The sequence below is a fragment of the Pseudomonas sp. NPDC086278 genome (assembly GCF_050280905.1).
Taxonomy (GTDB): Bacteria; Pseudomonadota; Gammaproteobacteria; order Pseudomonadales; family Pseudomonadaceae; genus Aquipseudomonas.
The window spans coordinates 34,937-52,776 of sequence record NZ_JBNNWE010000023.1 but is presented as its reverse complement, the minus strand read 5'-3'; the positions used below and the strand labels follow the sequence as shown (position 1 = coordinate 52,776).

The following is a 17,840-nucleotide window of genomic DNA, read 5'->3' as shown; positions in this document are numbered from 1 at the left end:
AGATGCATATGGAGTGGTACATGGCCGATACGCGGCGTTGGTTCTGGTTGGGTGGGGTGGTTCTGCTCTGCGGGTTTTTCTGGCTGTTGCACCCAATCCTCACGCCGTTTCTGGTGGCGTTACTGTTGGCCTATATGTTCGATCCGCTGGTGGATCGCCTGGAAAAGGCCGGTTTGTCACGCACCTGGGGCGTGGTGGCGGTGTTCGCGATCTTCACCGTGATCTTCACGACATTGCTGCTGGTGCTGGTGCCATTGCTCGCCAAGCAGTTTTTTCGGCTGTATGAATTGGCGCCGCAGATGCTCGACTGGCTGCAGCACACCGCGTTGCCGTGGGCGCAATCGAAGTTCGGCTTGGCGGATGGTTTCTGGAAGTTCGACAAGGTCAAGGCTGCGATCAGCGAGCACATGGGGCAAACCACTGACATCGTCGGCGTAGTGCTGAGCCAGGCAACGGCTTCCAGCCTGGCGTTGATTGGCTGGCTGGCGAATCTGGTGCTGATCCCGGTGGTGAGTTTCTACCTGCTGCGGGACTGGGACGTAATGATGGTCAAGATCCGCAGCCTGCTGCCGCGTGATCGTGAGGAGCGCATCGTGTCGCTGGCCGGGGAATGCCACGAAGTGCTTGGCGCATTTGTGCGCGGGCAGTTGCTGGTGATGCTGGCGCTGGGCGTGATCTATGCCTCGGGTTTGATGCTGGTCGGTCTGGAGCTCGGCTTGTTGATCGGTCTGATCGCGGGTCTGGCGGCGATCGTGCCTTATATGGGCTTCGTGATCGGTATCGGCGCGGCGTTGATTGCCGGCCTGTTCCAGTTTCACGGTGAGCTTTATCCGATGCTCGGCATCGTCGCGGTGTTCATGGTCGGCCAGGCGCTGGAAGGCATGGTGCTTACGCCTTTACTGGTCGGCGACCGGATCGGCTTGCACCCGGTGGCGGTGATTTTCGCCATCCTGGCGGGTGGCGAACTGTTCGGCTTTACCGGTGTGCTGCTGGCGCTGCCGGTGGCGGCGGTGATCATGGTCCTGGTGCGCCATGCGCATGACTTGTATAAGGGTTCGGAAATCTACAGCCCTGATGATCCTGAGCTCTGAGGGACGTTGAACGGTCGTTGCGGCCAGCCCGAAGTGCCGTCGGGTTGGTCCGCGTCCCCCGCGTGGCTGTCACATGCACCGCCAAAGAAACTGTCATAAAACCAGCGCGCTAACGCAAACCTTTGATTTTGCTTGTGGTCTGTCGCATTGTGCGACCCGTCTCACGGGTATAAACTTCGCAAACTTTACACAGAGGCCACTAACGGTTCCTTTGGAACTGTTCAGTCAGCATGAAACCGATTCAGCTGCCCCTAGGTGTGCGTCTGCGTGATGACGCTACCTTTATCAATTACTACCCAGGCGCCAACGCCGCTGCACTCGGCTATGTCGAGCGGCTCTGCGAAGCCGACGCCGGCTGGACTGAAAGCCTGATCTATCTTTGGGGCAAGGACGGGGTAGGGCGCACGCATCTGTTGCAGGCGGCCTGCTTGCGCTTCGAGCAGTTGGGCGAGCCTGCGGTGTACCTGCCGTTGGCTGAACTGCTGGATCGCGGTATCGGCATCCTCGACAACCTCGAACAATACGAACTGGTTTGCCTGGACGACTTGCAAGCCGTCGCCGGGCGTGCGGATTGGGAGGAGGCGCTGTTCCATCTGTTCAACCGCTTGCGTGACAGCGGTCGGCGCCTGCTGATTGCGGCATCGACCTCGCCGCGTGAGTTGCCGGTGAAGCTCGCGGACTTGAAATCACGACTGACCCTGGCGCTGATCTTCCAGATGCGCCCGCTGTCCGACGAAGACAAATTGCGTGCGCTGCAATTGCGCGCGTCCCGTCGCGGCTTGCACCTGACCGATGAGGTCGGGCATTTTATCCTGACCCGCGGTACCCGCAGCATGAGCGCGCTGTTCGAGCTGCTTGAACGTCTCGATCAGGCGTCCCTTCAAGCTCAGCGCAAGCTGACAATTCCCTTTCTGAAAGAAACCCTGGGCTGGTAATCGGCCTTTGAAACCTTGGCCTAGCGGGGGTTCGGCACATTCCAGGCGCCAACAAATCCGCTTTCCTGCAGGGTCGCAGGCGGCGCAGATGTTTAAAATGGGCTTAAGCGCTTAGATGTAAACGAGAAACCGATAAGTCACATAAAGATCGATTGAATTTGCAAATGAGGTTGATAGCGGGCATAGTCTCGGCTTCTTTACAACTATCAGCCACGGTCGTGCCCATGCTAAAGCGCTTCGCACCCCTCGTGCCTCTCGCACTCGTCACCCTGCTGTTCGGTTGCGCTGCTCACTCGCCAGTGACCCAGCAAGAGCAACAACAGCAGTTTAAAAATTCAGCTACCGCCCAATCTTCTTCCGTTCTGTTCCAGGAAGAGCTGGCCACCGACAAAGAACTGGCTGACTTCGCCGATGGCAAGTCGTACCAGCTTCCGGTTCTGGCCGACAGTATCCTCGAGCGTGGCATGTCCCTGATCGGTACCCGTTACCGTTTCGGCGGCACCTCCGAGGCGGGCTTCGATTGCAGCGGCTTCATCGGTTACCTGTTCCGTGAAGAGGCGGGCATGAACCTGCCGCGCTCCACTCGCGAAATGATCAACGTCAACGCGCCACTGGTGGCTCGTAGCGCGCTCAAGCCGGGTGATCTGTTGTTCTTCGCCACCAATGGTCGTCGCGGTCGTGTCAGTCACGCCGGGATCTACCTCGGTGACAACCAGTTCATCCACTCCAGCAGCCGCAAAAGCGGTGGTGTTCGGGTCGATAGCCTGGGCGACAGCTACTGGAGCAAGACCTTCATCGAAGCCAAGCGTGCCCTCGCCATGGCCCCGACCGTGGTCACCGCTCGCAAGTAAACGTACAACTTGTAAGGTGAAGTTAAAGTCTTACTTGAAGTTTGCCGCGTAGCCGCTAGAATCTGATCTTACTTTGATGGCAAACCGCCTGCGTCCAGCGCAGGCGGTTTTCTTTTCTGTCTTTCCGGCAGAAAAAAGCCGCAGCCAGATCAGGATGTTCTGCTTATGACGATGTCGGCCCGCCTCGCACTCATGTTCTTCGCAGCGCTGCTCAGCGCCTGCGCCAGTCGCACACCGCCGCCCGCGCCGGTGGTTCGCGCGCCCATCATTTTCGGTAACCCGCAATCCTTCTCGCCCGAGGCGGAAGACGTGCTGTTTCGCGCGCTCGGCCTCGTTGGCACGCCGTACCGCTGGGGCGGCAATACGCCGGATTCGGGTTTCGATTGCAGTGGCCTGATCGGTTACGTCTACCGAGACGTCGCCGGCATCTCCCTGCCGCGCACCACGCGCGAGATGATCACCATGCAGGCTGCCAACGTCGGTAAAGAAGGCCTGCAAACCGGTGACCTGATTTTCTTCGCCACCAATGGCGGCTCCCAGGTCAGTCATGCTGGCATCTACGTCGGAGAAGGGCGCTTCGTGCATGCGCCCGCCACTGGCGGCACGGTGAAGCTGGACAGCCTGACCAAGGCTTACTGGCAGAAAGCCTATCTGAGCGCCAAACGCGTTCTGCAGCCTGAGCACCTGGCGCATAACCCCTAGAGGCTGTGATGACCGCTCGCACACTCAATCTCGATGATCCCCTTTACCAGTACTTGCTCGACGTTTCCCTGAGGGAAACGCCGCTGCTCAAGCGTCTGCGCGACGAAACCCAGGCGCTGCCAATGGCGCGCTGGCAGGTGGCGCCGGAGCAGGGGCAGTTCCTCGCGTTACTGGTCAAGCTGACTGGCGCCAAGCGCTTGCTGGAAGTCGGCACGTTCACCGGTTATAGCGCCTTGTGCATGGCGGCGGCATTGCCGCAGGACGGTTCGTTGATCTGCTGCGACATTGCCGGTGACTACAACGCCATGGCGCGCCGTTACTGGCAGGAAGCGGGGCTTGCCGAGCGCATTGAGCTGCGCCTGGCGCCGGCGCTGGAAACACTGGTGGCGCTGGATCGGCCCGGACAGTTCGACCTGATGTTCATCGATGCCGACAAGGCTAATTACCCGAACTATCTGGAGCACGCGTTGCGCTTGCTGCGGGTCGGCGGTCTGGCGGTGTTTGATAACACGCTGTGGAGCGGGCGGGTGCTTGAGCAGAATCCCGAGAGTGCCGACACCCGAGCCATCCAGGCGCTCAATCGCGCCTTGAAGGATGACTCGCGTGTGGATCTGTCGTTGTTGCCGATCGGCGATGGCCTCACGCTCTGCCGTAAACGCTAAGCACTGACGCCGATAAAACATGTGGGGCTTGCTCGCGAAAGCGGTTAATCATTCAGCATTGATGCCGACTGACACACCGCATTCGCGAGCAAGCCCGCTCCCACAATGGGTTATGTGTTGGCAGCTAAAGGGTTACTTGGTCGCCGACACACGCCATACCTTGTTCCCGACATCATCCGCCACCAGCAAATCACCCTGCTGATCGATCACCACGCCTACCGGCCGGCCCATCGCTTCCTCATCCTTGTTAAGGAAACCGGTCAGCACATCCACCGGCTGCCCGGTCGGCTTGCCGCCCGCGAACGGCACGAAAATCACTTTGTAGCCGCTGTGCGGTTTGCGATTCCATGAGCCGTGCTGGCCGATGAACGCGCCTTCCTTGAATTGCGCCGGCAGGGTGTTGCCCTCGGCAAACGACAGGCCCAACGAAGCAGTGTGCGGGCCGACCGCGTAATCCGGCGCGATGGCTTTTGCCACCAGGTCCGGGTTCTGCGGCGACACGCGAACATCGACGTGCTGGCCGTAATAGCTGAACGGCCAGCCATAAAACGCGCCGTCTTTCACCGAGGTGATGTAGTCGGGCACCAGGTCGCTGCCGATTTCGTCTCGCTCGTTGACCGCCGTCCACAACGCACCGCTCTGCGGTTCCCACGCCAGGCCGTTGGGGTTGCGGATGCCCGAGGCGAAAATCCGGTGATTGCCGGTGGCGCGATCCACTTCCCAGATCGCCGCGCGACCCTCTTCCGCCTCCAGGCCGTTTTCGCCGACGTTGCTGTTCGAACCCACCGTGACGTACAGCTTGCTGCCGTCCTTGCTGGCGATGACGTTTTTGGTCCAGTGATGGTTGATCGTGCCGCCCGGCAAATCGACGACTTTGGTCGCCGGTGCGGTGATCGAAGTCTCGCCTTCCTTGTACGGGAAGCGGATCAGCTTGTCGGAATCGGCCACATACAGATCGTTGCCGACCAACGTCATGCCGAACGGCGAGTTGAGGTTTTCCAGAAACACCGTGCGGGTTTCGGCGATGCCGTCGTGGTCTTTGTCGCGCAACAAGGTAATCCGATTGGCGCTGGGAACACCGGCGCCCGCACGGCCCATGACTTTTTTCATCACCCAGCCGCGAATGCCGGAGGAGTCGTCAGGCTTGGGCGGGGCATTGGTTTCAGCCACCAGCACGTCGCCGTTGGGCAGTACGTACAGCCAGCGCGGGTGATCGAGCCCTTCGGCAAACGCCGCCACTTGAGTGCCGGCCGCCGGGGTTGGCTTCACGCCGTCCGGCCAGCCGATGGCCGGGGCGATATTCACCGTCGGCATCAGGGTTTTGTTGGGTTCGGGCAGCTTGGGTGACGGACCGGTGCCGTCGGAGACTTGCAGGCTGGAGGATTCACCACAGGCGGCGAGCCCTCCGGCGAGCGCGATAACAAGAGCGAGCTGGGACTTGCGCATACTGTTCTTCCCTATGAATGCAGTGTCTTAAGCATAGAGAAGATTAATCGACCGATGGTTCAACCGATCAGCCGCGAGCTTCCTTGAGCAGCACCGCGATGCCCGGATGATAGTTGCCGGCTTCGTTGCGCAACTTGCGGTAGGCGTACGGGAAATACCAGGCCACGGCGCAGGTGTGTTCCTTTTGCAGGTCGTCGACCATGTCCTGGAGTTCTTCGGGTGTCGCGCTTTGCTGAGCCTTTTGCGGGGTAACGAACAGGCAGCCGAGTTTCAGGTCGCTGCTGTAGCTGATGCGTTTGGCATCGCTGGTGATGTCTTGCAACGCTTGCGTCAGGTTCAGGCTGTTGACCCGCGGCCAACGTTGGGTGGCCTGAAAGTAGGCGCGTTCTTCGGCCGTGGCGATAAACAGATCGGCGCGGGCGTTGCGCTCGCCTTCTTCGTTCTGTTTGCGCGTTGACGTTTGTTGCAGCGTGACCATTTCCGCCATCCACGCGGCGGCGGAGAGCAGGCCAAGGTTGGCCTTTTCGTCATACCAGTAAGGCGTGTCGTTATCGCCGCGCACCGTGTTGAAACGGTCGATACAGTCAAACCAGCGCTCCAGCACCGGTCGCAGGAATTCCAGCTTCGGATTGCTGATAATCATGCCTTGCATGTTGCTCACCCTTGTAATTGTGTTGTTGGGTTGTGGCGCTTTGATATCACCGCTGACAGTCTGGTGCAAGAATGGCGTCAGATATTTGATCGGCGGCAGTATATCGCCCGCTCCGGCTTTGTCTTTAATTGACGCTCCACCCCCAACCCTCTAACCTTCGCGGCTTGTTTCAGGTGCTCTGTGGCCAACGTCGACAGAGTGAAACAGGGAAGCCGGTGAGTCCTCTCTTCACGCGAAGAAGATCACGATCCCGGCGCTGCCCCCGCAACGGTAAATGAGTGAAGGCTGCGCCTTAAGCCACTGTGTCGACCGACATGGGAAGGCGCGCAGTCAGGCAAAACGCCGCTCATGAGCCCGGAGACCGGCCTGATTCATCCAGCGGCATCACGGTGGGCGATGCCAGGCTTTTTGCCGTCTATTCTTGTGCCTGCCCGCCGTTATCCAGCCTCAACGGAGAGCTCCCCCATGACTGATTCCCCTGATCGTGACGAACGCCATCTGGCGCGCATGTTGCGCAAAAAAGCCGTGATCGATGAACGCATCGCCAACTCGCCCAATGAGTGCGGCTTGCTGCTGGTGCTGACCGGCAACGGCAAAGGCAAAAGCAGTTCGGCGTTCGGCATGCTCGCGCGGTCCATGGGCCACGGCATGCGGTGCGGCGTGGTGCAGTTCATCAAGGGGCGTAACAGCACCGGCGAGGAATTGTTTTTCCGGCGCTTCCCGGAGCAGGTGCGTTTTCACGTGATGGGCGAGGGGTTCACCTGGGAAACCCAGGACCGCCAGCGTGACATCGCCGCCGCCGAAGCCGCCTGGGTCGTTTCCCGTGAATTACTGCGCGATCCGTCGATTGGCCTGGTGGTGCTCGATGAGCTGAACATCGCGCTCAAGCACGGCTACCTCGACCTCGATCAGGTGCTCAGCGATTTGCAGGCGCGACCGCCGATGCAGCACGTGGTGGTGACCGGTCGTGGCGCCAAGCCGGAAATGATCGAACTCGCCGACACCGTCACCGAAATGGGCGTGATCAAGCATGCGTTCCAGGCCGGGATCAAAGCGCAGAAGGGCGTCGAATTGTGAGTCAGCCACGGCATTGCCCGGCGGTATTGATTGCCGCGCCGGCCTCCGGTCAGGGCAAGACCACCGTCACCGCCGCGCTGGCCCGTCTGCACCGCAATCAGGGGCGCAAAGTGCGCGTGTTCAAATGCGGCCCGGACTTTCTCGACCCGATGATTCTCGAGCGCGCCAGCGGTGCGCCGGTGTATCAACTGGACATGTGGATGGTTGGCGAGCAGGAAAGTCGTCGACTGTTGTGGGAAGCCGCCGCTGACGCCGACCTGATCCTGATCGAAGGCGTCATGGGCCTGTTTGACGGCACGCCGTCCAGTGCCGATCTGGCGCGGCACTTCGGCGTGCCGGTGCTCGCGGTGATCGACGGCACGGCGATGGCGCAGACTTTCGGCGCGCTGGCGTTGGGCCTAGCGAAGTATCAGCCGGACTTGCCGTTTGCCGGTGTCCTGGCCAACCGCGTGGGCACTTTGCGTCACGCGCAGTTGCTCGAGGGCAGCCTGACCGAAGGTTTGCGCTGGTACGGCGCCTTGTCGCGGGAAACCGGGATCGAGTTGCCGAGCCGCCATCTCGGTCTGGTTCAGGCCCGCGAGTTGAACGATCTCGACCTGCGCCTCGATGCGGCGGCCAACGCGCTGGCCAGCAGTTGCGAGGTTGCGCTGCCGCCAGCGGTGGAATTCGCCGCGCCGGACGTGATAGCCGCTGAGCCATTGCTCGCGGGTGTGCGCATTGCCGTGGCCCGCGATGAAGCGTTCGCTTTCACCTACGGTGCCAGCCTCGATCTGCTGCGGGCCATGGGTGCGGAACTGTCGTTCTTCTCGCCGATCCGTGACGCCGAATTACCGCAAGCCGACAGCTTGTATCTGCCGGGCGGCTATCCGGAGTTGCACCATGTGGCGCTGTCGCAGAACACCTCGATGCTTGAGGCGATTCGTGCGCACCATGCGGCCGATAAGCCGCTGCTGGCCGAGTGTGGCGGCATGTTGTACCTGCTCGATTCCTTGACCGACGTCGACGGCACGCGCGCGGAACTGGTCGGTTTGCTCGCCGGTGAGGCGGTGATGCAAAAGCGCCTGGCGGCGCTGGCGTTGCAAGCGGTGGAACTGCCGGAAGGTTTGTTGCGCGGGCACACCTATCATCATTCGCTGACCAGCACCGAGCTTGTGCCGATTGCCCGTGGCCTGAGCCCGAACGGTGGCCGTGGCGCGGAGGCGGTTTATCGTCAGGGGCGGATGACCGCTTCGTATGTGCACTTTTATTTTCCGTCCAATCCCACTGCTATCGCCTCGCTGTTTGCGCCTGACCTTGAGGGCGCCTTCGCGAGCAAGCCCGCTCCCACAGTGGAGCGCGTTTCAGGCAACACCGCTTCAACTGTGGAATGCAGCCCTTCAGCAACGGCGCTATCCACTGTGGGAGCGGGCTTGCTCGCGAAGAGGCCATGAGCGCCAACGCCTTCTCCGAAACCGAGCGCGCAGCGGTCTACCGCGCCATCGCCGAACGCCGCGACATGCGCCACTTCTGCGGCGGCACCGTCGAGCCCGAACTGCTACGGCGCCTGCTTGAAGCCGCCCACCAGGCCCCCAGCGTCGGCCTGATGCAACCGTGGCGCTTCATCCGCATCAGCGATAAAACCTTGCGCGGCCAGATCCAGTCGCTGGTCGAAGAAGAGCGCATCCGTACCGCCGAAGCCCTCGGCGAGCGCACCGACGAATTCATGAAGCTCAAAGTCGAAGGCATCAACGACTGCGCCGAAGTACTGGTCGCCGCGCTGATGGATGATCGCGAGCGCCACATCTTTGGCCGTCGGACCTTGCCGGAAATGGACATGGCTTCGCTGTCTTGCGCGATCCAGAACCTGTGGCTGGCCTCCCGTGCCGAAGGGCTGGGCATGGGCTGGGTGTCGCTGTTCGAACCGCAAGCGCTGGCGGACCTGTTGGGGTTGCCGCCCGGTGCCAAGCCGTTGGCGGTTCTTTGTCTCGGCCCGGTCAAGGAATTCTATGCGGCGCCGATGCTGGTACTCGAAGGGTGGGCGCAGGCGCGTCCGCTCAATGAGTTGCTGTACGAAAATTATTGGGGAGTGAGTCGATGAGTGTGGCGTTATTGAGTGTCGCCGCAGTGGCGCTGGACGCGCTGCTGGGTGAGCCCAAACGCTGGCATCCGCTGGTGGCGTTCGGCCGTTTTGCCGATCGCATCGAGCAACGATTCAACGGCGGTGGCCGTGGCTGGCGCAGTCATGGCGTCACTGCGTGGGTGATCGCGGTGTTGCCGCTGACCTTGCTGGCGACCGCATTTTCCTGGGCGCCTTATGTCGGTTGGCTGGTTGAAATACTCGCGCTGTATTGCGCCCTCGGCATGCGCAGCCTCGGCGAACATGTCGAGCCGGTGGCCAAGGCGTTGCGTGCTGATGATCTGGACGAGGCGCGCACGCGTGTGGGTTATCTGGTCAGCCGTCAGACCAGTGAGCTGGATAAAACCGAAGTTGCCCGTGCGGCCACCGAGTCCGTCCTGGAAAACGGCAGCGACGCGGTATTCGCCGCGCTGTTCTGGTTTGCCGTGGCCGGCGCACCGGGCGTGGTGCTCTACCGGTTGAGCAACACGCTGGACGCGATGTGGGGTTATCGCAACGAGCGCTTCGAACGTTTCGGCTGGGCGGCGGCGAAAATCGACGACGTGCTCAACTACATTCCTGCACGTTTGGTGGCGTTGACCTACGCGTTGCTGGGCAAAACCCGGCTGGCGTTGAAATGCTGGCGCACCCAGGGCCCGACCTGGGACAGCCCGAATGCCGGGCCGGTGATGGCCGCCGGCGCCGGTGCGCTGGGTGTCGAGTTGGGCGGGGCGGCAATTTATCACGGCGAACTGCATCAGCGTCCGCCGCTGGGTGAGGGGGTGGCGGCCGATGCCGACTCGATTGACCGTGGCTGGCAATTGGTTCTGCGCGGCGTATGGTTATGGCTGCTGATCCTCTGCGTGGGGGCTGAATTTTATGCTTGAACACGGTGGCCGCTTGCGCAAGGCAGCGCTCGAATACGGTATTGCCGAAGCGGATTGGCTCGACCTGTCCACCGGCCTCGCGCCCTGGCCATTTCCGATCCCGGACATCCCGTTGCGGGCATGGGCGCGTTTGCCGGAAGCCGACGATGGGCTGGAACAAGCCGCTTGCGACTATTACGGCGCCGCGCAGGTGCTGCCGGTCGCCGGCTCGCAAATGGCCATTCAGCTGCTGCCGCGTTTGCGCCGCGCCGGCAAGGTCGGTGTGCTCTCGCCGTGCTACGCCGAACATGCCGAAGCCTGGCGCCGCAGCGGTTACATCGTGCGTGAAGTGCTGGAACAGGAAGTCGATTTCTACCTCGACAGCCTCGACGTGCTGGTGGTGGTCAACCCTAACAACCCGACCGGGTTGAGCCTGACGCCGAGTCGCTTGCTCGACTGGCACGCACGCCTGGCCCAGCGCGGCGGCTGGCTGGTGGTGGACGAAGCGTTCATGGACAACACGCCGCACCTGAGCCTGGCGTCGTTTGCCAATCGGGTCGGGCTGATTGTGCTGCGCTCGTTCGGCAAGTTCTTCGGCCTGGCCGGTGTGCGACTGGGGTTTGTGTTGGCCGAGCGCAAGTTGCTCAAACTGCTCGCCGAGCAAGTAGGGCCGTGGGCCGTCAGCGGCCCGACCCGGGAAGTGGGGCAAGCGTGCCTGCTCGATACCGAAGGACACGTGCAGCAACGTGCGCGCACCGCAGTGGCCAGTGAGCGTTTGGCGGTGTTGCTCGAAAAGTATGGTTTCCAGGTGCATGGCGGTTGTGCCTTGTTCCAGTGGCTAGTGACCGAGCGCGCGGCAGAACTCCACGAATTCATGGCCCGGCGCGGTATTTTGCTGCGATTGTTCGTCCACAACAGCAGCCTGCGTTTTGGCCTGCCCGCCGATGAGGCGGACTGGTTGCGGCTTGAGCAAGCGCTTCAGGCCTTTACCAAGGAAGCAGCATGACGACCTTGATGGTGCAAGGCACGACGTCCGATGCCGGCAAAAGCACCCTGGTGACGGCGTTGTGCCGCTGGGTGGTTCGCCAGGGCGTGCGCGTCGTGCCGTTCAAGCCGCAAAACATGGCGCTGAACAGCGCGGTGACCGCCGACGGTGGCGAAATCGGTCGCGCCCAGGCTGTGCAGGCCCAAGCCGCGAACCTCGCGCCGCACACCGACATGAACCCGGTGTTGCTCAAACCCAACAGCGACACCGGCGCCCAAGTGATCATTCACGGTCGCGCCGTCACCACGATGAACGCCGTCGCCTACCACGACTACAAAACCATCGCGATGCAAGCGGTGCTGGCCTCGCATCAACGCCTGAGTGCCGCGTATCCGGTGGTCATGGTCGAAGGCGCGGGTTCGCCGGCCGAAATCAATCTGCGGGCCGGCGACATTGCCAACATGGGGTTTGCCGAAGCGGTGGATTGCCCGGTGGTGCTGATCGCCGACATCAATCGCGGCGGCGTGTTCGCGCATCTGGTCGGCACCCTGGAGCTGCTGTCGCCGAGCGAGCAGGCGCGGGTCAAAGGTTTCATCATCAATCGTTTTCGCGGCGACATCGCCTTGTTGCAACCCGGCCTCGACTGGCTGGAACAGCGCACCGGCAAACCGGTCATCGGTGTGCTGCCGTATGTGATGGACCTGCATCTGGAAGCCGAAGACGGCATCGATCAGCGCCAGACCGCCAAGGCCGACCAGGTCTTGAAAGTGGTGGTGCCGGTGCTGCCGCGCATCAGCAACCACACCGATTTCGATCCGCTGCGACTGCACCCGCAAGTCGACCTGCAATTCATCGGCCCCGGCCAGACGATTCCGCCGGCCGACCTGATCATTCTTCCCGGCTCGAAAAGTGTGCGCAGCGACCTTGCGTACCTGCGGGCCAATGGCTGGGAGGCGGCGCTCAGTCGCCATCTGCGTTACGGCGGCAAAGTGCTGGGGATTTGCGGCGGCCTGCAAATGCTCGGCGAGCAGGTGCATGACCCGTTCGGCCTTGAAGGCGCACCGGGTTCCAGCGCCGGGCTGGGCTTGTTGGCATTCGACACGCGGCTCGAACAAGAGAAGCAATTGCGCAACGTGCGCGGTCGTTTGGCGTTGGAAGACGCCGAGGTCAGCGGCTATGAAATTCATGCCGGCGTGACCACCGGCCCGGCGCTGGAAAACCCGGCAGTGCAGTTGGACGATGGTCGCTGCGACGGTGCGCAGAGTGCCGACGGGCAGATTTTTGGGACGTACCTGCATGGCCTGTTTGAGTCGCCGGCGGCGTGCAGTGCATTGTTGCGCTGGGCGGGTTTGCAGGATGTGCAGGAGGTCGATTACCACGGGTTGCGCGAGCGCGATATCGAGCGGTTGGCGGATTTGGTGGAGAAGCATCTGGATACCGGATTGTTGCGCCGACTCTGTGGGATTTGAGGTGACTGTGTTGGCCCCTTCGCGAGCAAGCCCGCTCCCACAAGGATTTTGTGACCGCCGAAGAACCCATGTGGGAGCGGGCTTGCTCGCGAAGGCGGCAGTCGCCTCACCGCACATTTATAGGATGTCACCATGCTCCAACTAATCCTCGGCGGCGCCCGCTCCGGCAAAAGTCGCCTCGCGGAAAAACTCGCCAGCGACAGCCGGCTCCAAGTGACCTACATCGCCACCAGCCAGGCGCTGGACGGTGAAATGAACGAGCGCGTCGCCCATCATCGCGCCCGTCGTCCGGCCGAGTGGGCACTGATCGAAGAACCCGTCGAACTCGCCCGCGTGCTGCGTGAAAACGCCCGCGCCGAACAGTGCCTGCTGGTGGATTGCCTGACGCTGTGGATGACCAATCTGCTGATGCTCGACGACAGCGAACGCCTGAACGCCGAACGCGAAGCCTTGCTGGAATGCCTCGCCTCGTTGCCGGGTGAAATCATTTTTGTCAGCAACGAGACCGGGATGGGTGTCGTGCCGCTGGGCGAATTGACTCGCCGCTATGTCGATGAAGCCGGTTGGCTGCATCAAGCCCTGGCCGAGCGCTGTCAACGGGTCGTCCTGACCGTCGCCGGCCTGCCCCTGACTCTGAAAGGAACTGCGTTATGACTCAAACCTGGTGGCTGAACCCGTGCAAGCGAATCGATGCGCAAGCGGTTGAACAGGCGCAAGCGCGCCAGCAGCAATTGACCAAACCGGCCGGTTCCCTCGGCCGGCTCGAATCGGTGGCGGTGCAATTGGCCGGGTTGCAGGGGCAGGTCAAACCGAGTCTCGAGCAGCTGTGGATCGCGATTTTCGCCGGTGACCATGGCGTGGTCGCTGAAGGCGTGTCGGCGTTTCCCCAGGAAGTGACCGGGCAGATGTTGCACAACTTCGTCAGTGGCGGCGCGGCAATCAGTGTGCTGGCGCGGCAACTGGGCGCGTCCCTTGAAGTGGTCGACCTGGGCACGGTCAACTCGGCGCTGAATTTGTCGGGCGTGCGTCACCTGAACATCGGCGCGGGCACGGCGAATTTCGTTGAAGGGCCGGCGATGACGCACGCCCAGGGCGAGCGCGCGTTGCAGGCCGGTCGCGACAGTGTGCAGCGCGCCGTTGCGGCGGGTGCGCAACTGTTCATCGGCGGCGAGATGGGCATCGGCAACACCACGGCGGCCAGCGCGTTGGCCTGTGCCTTGCTCGATTGCCCGGTGGTGCATCTGGTCGGGCCGGGCACCGGGTTGAACGCGGCGGGGGTCAGCCACAAAGTGCAGGTCATCGAGCGGGCGTTGGCGTTGCACGGCGCTCAACGTGGCGAGGCGTTGCAGACCCTGTTCAACCTGGGTGGTTTTGAAATTGCAGCACTGGTCGGTGCGTACCTGGCCTGTGCCCAGGAGGGCGTCGCGGTGCTGGTGGACGGCTTCATTTGCAGCGTCGCCGCGTTGGTCGCGGTGCGCTTGAACCCGGAATGCCGCGAGTGGCTGTTGTTCGGCCATCGCGGCGCCGAACCCGGCCATCGTCACGTGCTGGAAACCCTCGACGCCGAGCCGCTGCTGGACCTCGGCCTGCGGCTGGGCGAGGGCAGCGGTGCGGCGTTGGCGGTGCCGTTGTTGCGTCTGGCCTGCGACCTGCACGGGCAGATGGCAACGTTCGCCGAAGCCGCCGTGGCGGATCGCCCGGCATGACCTTGCGCCTGGACCTGTTGCGCCACGGCGAAACCGAACTCGGCGGTGGTTTGCGTGGCAGCCTCGACGATGCATTGACCGACAAAGGCTGGGCGCAACTGCGCGCGGCGGTGATCGAGCAAGGGCCGTGGGACCGTTTGGTCAGCTCGCCATTGCAGCGCTGCGCGCGGTTCGCCGAAGAGTTGGGCGGGCAACTGGGTTTGCCGGTTCACCTGGAAAAAGACCTGCAAGAGCTACACTTCGGCGCATGGGAAGGGCAAAGCACGGCGGCACTCATGCAGACCAGCGCCGAGGCGTTGGGACTGTTCTGGACTGACCCTTATTCGTTTACACCGCCCGAGGGTGAGCCGGTGGCGGACTTCTCGGTGCGGGTGCTGGCGGCGGTCGAACGGCTGCACGCGTCGTATGCCGGCGAGCGCGTGTTGCTGATCACACACGGTGGGGTCATGAAGTTGCTGCTGGCCCAGGCCCGGGGCTTGCCCCGCGAGCAGTTGCTCAACGTCGAAGTTGCTCATGCGGCGTTGTATTCGCTGGCGGTCGAGCCCGGCGCCTCGTTACGGGAAGCGCTCTGATCATGTTGCCGTTCTGGATCGCCCTGCAATTCTTGAGCAGCTTGCCGATTCGCCTGCCCGGTATGCCGGCGCCTCAAGCGTTGGGCCGGTCACTGTTGTTTTATCCGCTGGTCGGGCTGCTGTTTGGTTCGATTCTATGGGCCTGCAATTGGCTGTTGTCGGGCGCGCCTTTGTTACTTCACGCCGCGCTGCTCTTGACCGTCTGGGTGGTGCTCAGTGGCGCGTTGCACCTGGACGGTCTGGCCGACAGCGCCGACGCCTGGCTCGGCGGGTTTGGCGACCGCGAGCGCACGCTGACCATCATGAAAGATCCGCGTAGCGGGCCGATTGCCGTGGTCACGCTGGTGCTGGTGTTGCTGCTGAAATTCGCCGCGCTGCTGGCGTTGATCGAGCAGGGACATGGCGTTGTGTTGATCATTGTTCCGCTGATGGGCCGGGCGGCGTTGTTGGGGTTGTTCCTGACGACGCCGTATGTGCGCGCTGGCGGATTGGGTCAGGCGTTGGCGGACCATTTGCCGCGCAAGGCGGGTTGGCAGGTGTTGGCGGCCAGTGCCGTGGCCTGTGTATTGATCGCCGGTCCCGGCGGTGTGCTGGCGGTGGTGTTGGCGACGCTGATGTTTGTGTGGCTGCGGCAGGTAATGCTGCGGCGGCTGGGCGGAACCACGGGCGACACCGCCGGTGCATTGCTGGAATTGCTGGAGATGGCGGTGTTGGTGGGGCTGGCGTTGGTCTGCTGATATATGGGAGGGCTGTTCCGGCCTCTTCGCGAGCAAGCCCGCTCCCACAGGGTGGGGCAAGCTTATTTTCAGGCATTGGAATGTGGTCACCCTGTGGGAGCGGGCTTGCTCGCGAAGGCGACCTGCCTGACAAAGCTATTCTTGAACCTTGCTTTCATTCAACCGCGGGTATATACACGCACCATGCTCGACTCTCAATGTTTATGCACCAACCTGCGTCGCGCCGCCCGTGGCGTCAGCAGGCATTACGACGGCGCTCTCGACGGCTTCGGGATCAACGTTGCCCAGTATTCTTTGCTGTGCAACTTGCAGCGTCTGAACGATCCGAGTATTTCCACCCTGGCCGAAGCCATGGGGCTGGATCGCAGCACTTTGGGGCGCAATGTGCGCGTGCTGGAGGGCGAAGGTCTGGTGACACTGGTCGAAGGCGCGGACATGCGTAACCGCATCGTCCGGCTGACCGAGGCCGGCGCCGAGCGGTTGTCGGCAGCCTTGCCAGCCTGGGAAGCGGCGCAACAGCGGTTGATTGATCGTCTGGGCGCCGAGAAACGCGAAACCTTACTGCGACTGCTGGACGAACTGGCGTGATGCCGGTTTTGCCGATCTTAAGCGGGTATATACCCGTTACCGGAGAACAAGAATGACCTCGATGTGGCGTACGTGCGGTTGGGTGTTGGTGGGAAGCGCGCTGATTCTGGCGTTGTCGTTGGGCGTGCGGCACGGCTTCGGCCTGTTCCTGGCACCGATGAGCGCCGAGTTCGGCTGGGGCCGTGAGACCTTTGCATTCGCTATCGCTTTGCAGAACCTGATCTGGGGCCTGGCGCAACCGTTCACCGGCGCACTGGCCGACCGCTTTGGCGCGGCGAAAGTGGTGCTGGTCGGCGGCGTGCTGTACGCCGTGGGCCTGGTGTGCATGGGCTTGTCGGATTCGGCGGTGACCTTGTCCTTGAGCGCCGGCCTGTTGATTGGTCTCGGCCTGTCGGGCACTTCGTTCTCGGTGATCCTCGGCGTGGTGGGCCGCGCCGTGCCACCGGAGAAACGCAGCATGGGCATGGGCATTGCCAGTGCTGCCGGCTCCTTCGGCCAGTTTGCGATGTTGCCCGGCACATTGGGCTTGATCGGCTGGCTCGGCTGGTCTGCCGCGTTGCTGGTGCTGGGTTTGCTGGTGGCGCTGATCGTGCCGCTGGTGAGCATGCTCAAGGACAAACCGCTGCCGGCGCTTGGCCACGAACAAACCTTGCCTGAAGCGCTGCGCGAAGCTTGTTCTCATTCCGGGTTCTGGCTGTTGGCGTTCGGCTTTTTTGTCTGTGGTTTTCAGGTGGTGTTCATCGGTGTGCATTTGCCGGCGTACCTGGTGGATCAACACCTTCCGGCGACGGTCGGCACCACGGTGCTGGCGTTGATTGGCTTGTTCAATATCTTCGGCACTTACACCGCCGGCTGGCTGGGCGGGCGCATGTCCAAGCCGCGCTTGCTCACCGGTCTGTACCTGCTGCGGGCGGTGGTGATCGGGCTGTTTCTGTGGGCACCGGTGACCACGACCACCGCTTACCTGTTCGGCATGGCGATGGGGTTCCTGTGGCTGTCGACCGTGCCATTGACCAACGGCACCGTGGCGACCTTGTTCGGCGTGCGAAACCTGTCCATGCTCGGCGGGATTGTGTTCCTGTTCCACCAGCTCGGCTCATTTCTCGGCGGCTGGCTGGGCGGGGTGGTGTATGACCGGACCGGGAGCTATGACTTGATCTGGCAAGTGGCAATTCTGCTGAGCCTGCTGGCGGCGGCGCTGAACTGGCCGGTGCGCGAGCGACCGGTTGCGCGGCTGCAAACGCAGATGAGCGCGACATGAACAGCCTTTGGCCGCGACTCGCCGCCGCTGCGGTCTGTGCCTTGCTGCTGGCCTTGTCCTGGTGGGGCTGGCATCAAGGCGGGCTGGCGCTGATGCAGTTGGGCATGGGTGCTTGCTAGCCGGCGGCGAGGGCGAGTAACTTCCG

At 62.4% G+C, this 17,840-nt stretch carries 20 protein-coding genes and 1 riboswitch; of the genes, 18 read left to right on the top strand and 2 right to left on the bottom strand.

Annotation, left to right across the window (positions count from 1 at the left end):
- Positions 1 to 20 precede the first annotated feature (20 nt).
- The 5 genes from ACQKP4_RS09930 (at position 21) to ACQKP4_RS09910 (ending at position 4,241) form a co-directional block, all read left to right on the top strand.
- Positions 21 to 1,091, top strand: coding sequence for an AI-2E family transporter (locus tag ACQKP4_RS09930; protein WP_427632637.1), 1,071 nt, complete (start codon positions 21 to 23; stop codon positions 1,089 to 1,091).
- A 230-nt stretch (positions 1,092 to 1,321) separates the two neighbouring features.
- Positions 1,322 to 2,026 (top strand): DnaA regulatory inactivator Hda, encoded by a 705-nt coding sequence (gene hda / locus ACQKP4_RS09925; RefSeq protein ID WP_150581685.1) that lies wholly within the window; start codon positions 1,322 to 1,324, stop codon positions 2,024 to 2,026.
- A 224-nt stretch (positions 2,027 to 2,250) separates the two neighbouring features.
- Positions 2,251 to 2,877 (top strand): C40 family peptidase, encoded by a 627-nt coding sequence (locus ACQKP4_RS09920; protein WP_427632636.1) that lies wholly within the window; start codon positions 2,251 to 2,253, stop codon positions 2,875 to 2,877.
- A 165-nt stretch (positions 2,878 to 3,042) separates the two neighbouring features.
- Positions 3,043 to 3,579 (top strand): C40 family peptidase, encoded by a 537-nt coding sequence (locus ACQKP4_RS09915; protein ID WP_427632634.1) that lies wholly within the window; start codon positions 3,043 to 3,045, stop codon positions 3,577 to 3,579.
- Positions 3,580 to 3,587: 8 nt separating this feature from the next.
- Positions 3,588 to 4,241, top strand: a complete 654-nt coding sequence (locus tag ACQKP4_RS09910) for an O-methyltransferase (protein WP_427632632.1) — start codon at positions 3,588 to 3,590, stop codon at positions 4,239 to 4,241.
- Positions 4,242 to 4,373: 132 nt separating this feature from the next.
- Here the strand turns inward: ACQKP4_RS09910 and ACQKP4_RS09905 are convergent, their stop codons facing one another.
- Positions 4,374 to 5,687, bottom strand: a complete 1,314-nt coding sequence (locus ACQKP4_RS09905) for a PQQ-dependent sugar dehydrogenase (protein WP_427632630.1) — start codon at positions 5,685 to 5,687, stop codon at positions 4,374 to 4,376.
- A 67-nt stretch (positions 5,688 to 5,754) separates the two neighbouring features.
- The gene (locus ACQKP4_RS09900) at positions 5,755 to 6,339 is read right to left on the bottom strand and encodes a hypothetical protein (protein WP_427632628.1); all 585 of its coding nucleotides are present in this window, start codon (positions 6,337 to 6,339) and stop codon (positions 5,755 to 5,757) included.
- Between the two features lie 154 nt (positions 6,340 to 6,493).
- Positions 6,494 to 6,723, top strand: a riboswitch (cobalamin riboswitch).
- 81 nt (positions 6,724 to 6,804) lie between these two features.
- Between ACQKP4_RS09900 and cobO the strand changes: the two genes are divergently transcribed.
- The 13 genes from cobO to ACQKP4_RS09835 all read left to right on the top strand — a co-directional run bounded on the left by cobO (position 6,805) and on the right by ACQKP4_RS09835 (position 17,814).
- Positions 6,805 to 7,416 (top strand): cob(I)yrinic acid a,c-diamide adenosyltransferase, encoded by a 612-nt coding sequence (gene cobO, locus ACQKP4_RS09895; RefSeq protein ID WP_427632625.1) that lies wholly within the window; start codon positions 6,805 to 6,807, stop codon positions 7,414 to 7,416.
- Positions 7,413 to 8,846: a cobyrinate a,c-diamide synthase gene (locus ACQKP4_RS09890; protein ID WP_427632623.1), complete on the top strand. Its 1,434-nt coding sequence runs from the start codon at positions 7,413 to 7,415 to the stop codon at positions 8,844 to 8,846. The genes cobO and ACQKP4_RS09890 overlap by 4 nt, the downstream gene beginning before the upstream one ends.
- A complete protein-coding gene (bluB, locus tag ACQKP4_RS09885) occupies positions 8,843 to 9,493 on the top strand; it encodes a 5,6-dimethylbenzimidazole synthase (RefSeq protein WP_427632621.1) in 651 nt (216 codons plus the stop codon). The genes ACQKP4_RS09890 and bluB overlap by 4 nt, the downstream gene beginning before the upstream one ends.
- Positions 9,490 to 10,398 carry an adenosylcobinamide-phosphate synthase CbiB gene (cbiB, locus tag ACQKP4_RS09880; RefSeq protein WP_427632619.1) on the top strand — a complete coding sequence of 303 codons (909 nt, stop codon included), beginning with the start codon at positions 9,490 to 9,492 and terminating at the stop codon, positions 10,396 to 10,398. Before bluB ends, cbiB begins: the two co-directional genes overlap by 4 nt.
- Entirely contained in the window at positions 10,391 to 11,383 is a 993-nt protein-coding gene (cobD, locus tag ACQKP4_RS09875) for a threonine-phosphate decarboxylase CobD (protein ID WP_427632617.1), read from the top strand. The genes cbiB and cobD overlap by 8 nt, the downstream gene beginning before the upstream one ends.
- On the top strand, positions 11,380 to 12,831 hold the full coding sequence (locus tag ACQKP4_RS09870; RefSeq protein ID WP_427632615.1) for a cobyric acid synthase: 1,452 nt from the start codon (positions 11,380 to 11,382) through the stop codon (positions 12,829 to 12,831). Before cobD ends, ACQKP4_RS09870 begins: the two co-directional genes overlap by 4 nt.
- Before the next feature lie 132 nt (positions 12,832 to 12,963).
- Positions 12,964 to 13,485 (top strand): bifunctional adenosylcobinamide kinase/adenosylcobinamide-phosphate guanylyltransferase, encoded by a 522-nt coding sequence (cobU, locus tag ACQKP4_RS09865; RefSeq protein WP_427632613.1) that lies wholly within the window; start codon positions 12,964 to 12,966, stop codon positions 13,483 to 13,485.
- The gene (gene cobT, locus ACQKP4_RS09860) at positions 13,482 to 14,537 is read left to right on the top strand and encodes a nicotinate-nucleotide--dimethylbenzimidazole phosphoribosyltransferase (RefSeq protein ID WP_427632611.1); all 1,056 of its coding nucleotides are present in this window, start codon (positions 13,482 to 13,484) and stop codon (positions 14,535 to 14,537) included. The genes cobU and cobT overlap by 4 nt, the downstream gene beginning before the upstream one ends.
- Positions 14,534 to 15,109, top strand: coding sequence for an alpha-ribazole phosphatase family protein (cobC, locus tag ACQKP4_RS09855; protein WP_427632609.1), 576 nt, complete (start codon positions 14,534 to 14,536; stop codon positions 15,107 to 15,109). The genes cobT and cobC overlap by 4 nt, the downstream gene beginning before the upstream one ends.
- 2 nt (positions 15,110 to 15,111) lie before the next feature.
- On the top strand, positions 15,112 to 15,846 hold the full coding sequence (locus ACQKP4_RS09850; protein ID WP_427632607.1) for an adenosylcobinamide-GDP ribazoletransferase: 735 nt from the start codon (positions 15,112 to 15,114) through the stop codon (positions 15,844 to 15,846).
- A gap of 183 nt (positions 15,847 to 16,029) precedes the next feature.
- Positions 16,030 to 16,434 (top strand): MarR family winged helix-turn-helix transcriptional regulator, encoded by a 405-nt coding sequence (locus ACQKP4_RS09845; RefSeq protein ID WP_427632605.1) that lies wholly within the window; start codon positions 16,030 to 16,032, stop codon positions 16,432 to 16,434.
- A 52-nt stretch (positions 16,435 to 16,486) separates the two neighbouring features.
- Positions 16,487 to 17,695: an MFS transporter gene (locus ACQKP4_RS09840; protein ID WP_427632603.1), complete on the top strand. Its 1,209-nt coding sequence runs from the start codon at positions 16,487 to 16,489 to the stop codon at positions 17,693 to 17,695.
- Entirely contained in the window at positions 17,692 to 17,814 is a 123-nt protein-coding gene (locus tag ACQKP4_RS09835) for a hypothetical protein (protein ID WP_427632601.1), read from the top strand. The genes ACQKP4_RS09840 and ACQKP4_RS09835 overlap by 4 nt, the downstream gene beginning before the upstream one ends.
- The last annotated feature ends 26 nt before the right edge of the window (positions 17,815 to 17,840 follow it).

Excerpts from the sequence above, each read along its gene's own strand:
- ACQKP4_RS09930 (WP_427632637.1), top strand. The coding sequence starts at position 21 with ATGGCCGATACGCGGCGTTGGTTCTGGTTGGGTGGGGTGGTTCTGCTC.
- hda (WP_150581685.1), top strand. The coding sequence starts at position 1,322 with ATGAAACCGATTCAGCTGCCCCTAGGTGTGCGTCTGCGTGATGACGCT.
- ACQKP4_RS09920 (WP_427632636.1), top strand. The coding sequence starts at position 2,251 with ATGCTAAAGCGCTTCGCACCCCTCGTGCCTCTCGCACTCGTCACCCTG.
- ACQKP4_RS09915 (WP_427632634.1), top strand. The coding sequence starts at position 3,043 with ATGACGATGTCGGCCCGCCTCGCACTCATGTTCTTCGCAGCGCTGCTC.
- ACQKP4_RS09910 (WP_427632632.1), top strand. The coding sequence starts at position 3,588 with ATGACCGCTCGCACACTCAATCTCGATGATCCCCTTTACCAGTACTTG.
- ACQKP4_RS09905 (WP_427632630.1), bottom strand. The coding sequence starts at position 5,687 with ATGCGCAAGTCCCAGCTCGCTCTTGTTATCGCGCTCGCCGGAGGGCTC.
- ACQKP4_RS09900 (WP_427632628.1), bottom strand. The coding sequence starts at position 6,339 with ATGCAAGGCATGATTATCAGCAATCCGAAGCTGGAATTCCTGCGACCG.
- cobO (WP_427632625.1), top strand. The coding sequence starts at position 6,805 with ATGACTGATTCCCCTGATCGTGACGAACGCCATCTGGCGCGCATGTTG.
- bluB (WP_427632621.1), top strand. The coding sequence starts at position 8,843 with ATGAGCGCCAACGCCTTCTCCGAAACCGAGCGCGCAGCGGTCTACCGC.
- cbiB (WP_427632619.1), top strand. The coding sequence starts at position 9,490 with ATGAGTGTGGCGTTATTGAGTGTCGCCGCAGTGGCGCTGGACGCGCTG.
- cobD (WP_427632617.1), top strand. The coding sequence starts at position 10,391 with ATGCTTGAACACGGTGGCCGCTTGCGCAAGGCAGCGCTCGAATACGGT.
- ACQKP4_RS09870 (WP_427632615.1), top strand. The coding sequence starts at position 11,380 with ATGACGACCTTGATGGTGCAAGGCACGACGTCCGATGCCGGCAAAAGC.
- cobU (WP_427632613.1), top strand. The coding sequence starts at position 12,964 with ATGCTCCAACTAATCCTCGGCGGCGCCCGCTCCGGCAAAAGTCGCCTC.
- cobT (WP_427632611.1), top strand. The coding sequence starts at position 13,482 with ATGACTCAAACCTGGTGGCTGAACCCGTGCAAGCGAATCGATGCGCAA.
- cobC (WP_427632609.1), top strand. The coding sequence starts at position 14,534 with ATGACCTTGCGCCTGGACCTGTTGCGCCACGGCGAAACCGAACTCGGC.
- ACQKP4_RS09850 (WP_427632607.1), top strand. The coding sequence starts at position 15,112 with ATGTTGCCGTTCTGGATCGCCCTGCAATTCTTGAGCAGCTTGCCGATT.
- ACQKP4_RS09845 (WP_427632605.1), top strand. The coding sequence starts at position 16,030 with ATGCTCGACTCTCAATGTTTATGCACCAACCTGCGTCGCGCCGCCCGT.
- ACQKP4_RS09840 (WP_427632603.1), top strand. The coding sequence starts at position 16,487 with ATGACCTCGATGTGGCGTACGTGCGGTTGGGTGTTGGTGGGAAGCGCG.
- ACQKP4_RS09835 (WP_427632601.1), top strand. The coding sequence starts at position 17,692 with ATGAACAGCCTTTGGCCGCGACTCGCCGCCGCTGCGGTCTGTGCCTTG.